At 69.5% G+C, this 1,636-nt stretch carries 1 protein-coding gene and 1 pseudogene; both read right to left on the bottom strand.

Going from position 1 to position 1,636, the window contains the following annotated elements:
- Positions 1-100 precede the first annotated feature (100 nt).
- The gene (locus WDW90_RS36930) at positions 101-547 is read right to left on the bottom strand and encodes a hypothetical protein (protein WP_336492694.1); all 447 of its coding nucleotides are present in this window, start codon (positions 545-547) and stop codon (positions 101-103) included.
- 167 nt (positions 548-714) lie between these two features.
- Positions 715-1,455 (bottom strand): annotated as a pseudogene (locus tag WDW90_RS36925) (IS701 family transposase); the annotation flags it as partial.
- Positions 1,456-1,636 lie beyond the last annotated feature (181 nt).

The raw sequence follows: 1,636 nt of genomic DNA, 5'->3' as shown, positions 1-1,636 counted from the left end.
TCTGGATCTGTTCGTTGAAAGACATGGCCAACTCCGTCCAAAGTTCAGAGATCCAGAAGATGATCCAATCTACAGCTCCCTGCATGGTATCTTTGGCCATTCATGCGGCGTGGCAGAGGGCATAGGCCCAGGGCGCGGGCAAGCGGAAGCGGGGTTTTGTTCGGGCGGGTCGGCGCAGTGATGTTGCCAAAGTCCGCTCGCGCCAGATCGCACAGCGCACGGCGGCCAGGGCATCGGCGAAGGTCGGGCGCGGTTTGGGGTACCACGCGGCGGCCGCGATGCGTCGCCGTTGGCGGGCCGGGAGCCGTGCAGCCAGCAGCGTGACGATCGAGAACAGGGCGAGCAGGCAGGGCGTGGTGCGGGCAATCGCCGTGTCGGACCACTGCCGCTGCGTCTCGACGCCGAGATGGGCGCGCACTTCCTGGAAGGTGACCTCGACGTTCCAGCGCCGCACGAACCACCCCACGATTTGCGCGGGCTCGCGCGTCGGTTCGGTGCAGAGCAGGGCCTGGGGCGGGAAGCGCGCCTCGGGATCGCGGATGAGCACGAGAGCGGATCGGCACGACGGGCAGGCCGCCGTGCCGCCACACCGCGGTGTCCGAGGCGATCTCGATCGTGCGCTCGCCCGGCCCCGTACCAGCCCGGCACCACAACCGCGTGCCAGCGCGTGTCCTTGGCCGCGAGGGTCGCGGCGAGCGTAGGCAGCCGCGCGCCTTTGGTCCGCGGGCGCCCGATCGTGCCGGGCGGCCGCGGCGGGGCGGGGTCGTAGAGCGCTGCGTCGAGCCGCAGGCGGGTGATGGCCGTGATGCGGGCGCGGCGCATCGCGTCGAGGAACAGCAAGGCCGAGAAGCCGCTGTCGCCCACCACCACTAGGTCGCGCCCCGGCAGCCAGCGGCGGGCCTGGAGGGCGAGTTGGCGTCCGACGTCGAGCAACGGCTTATGCCGACGGCCCCGTTCGCGACAGGCGCGCTCGGACAGCACCAGCGCAGTCAGGAACGGCAGCGCCCAGACGCGCCCCGCCCAGGGGATCGGGGCGAGCAACATCAGGCTCATCCAGCGCAGCCCGCTCGCCTTGACGAAATGGCTGTGGGAGGAGCGAACCGGATCACGGTAGATGCCCTTGGCCGCGATCCGCTTGCCGCGGCGGCGCTCGATCGTGTCGTCCAGTCCCAGGACCACGGGGCCGCGTTGCGCGAACGCGTCGACGAGGAGCCCGAGCAGGGTGCGGCTGCCGCTGCGCGGGCACCACGCCGCCCGGTTGAGGATGCGGTGGGCGTTCACGAACCGCCGCTCCTGCGCGCGGCCCATGATGCGCAGGACACTCGTCACAGTGCGCCGCCCCGGCGTCAGGATCGCGCCGACCAGCAGGATCTGGGCGTGTCGCCACGAGCGGTGGACGAACAGCGGCGCGAACGCCAGGATGAGCCCGGCGAAGCGGGTGGGCAGGGGCAGCATGGCGGTGTCTCTTGGCGGGGACGCCACCAGCCTATCCGTCACGCCCGCTTCGTCACCTAACACCCTCGACGACCCGTCCGATTGGCCAAAGATACCATGCAGGGAGCTGTAGATTGGATCATCTTCTGGATCTCTGAACTTTGGACGGAGTTGGCCATGTCTTTCAACGAACAGATCCAGA

Origin of the sequence: Methylobacterium nigriterrae (assembly GCF_037106235.1) — a bacterium.
Lineage (GTDB): Bacteria > Pseudomonadota > Alphaproteobacteria > Rhizobiales > Beijerinckiaceae > Methylobacterium > Methylobacterium nigriterrae.
The sequence above is the reverse complement of the archived record's forward strand: the minus strand, read 5'-3'. Positions and strand labels throughout refer to the sequence as shown.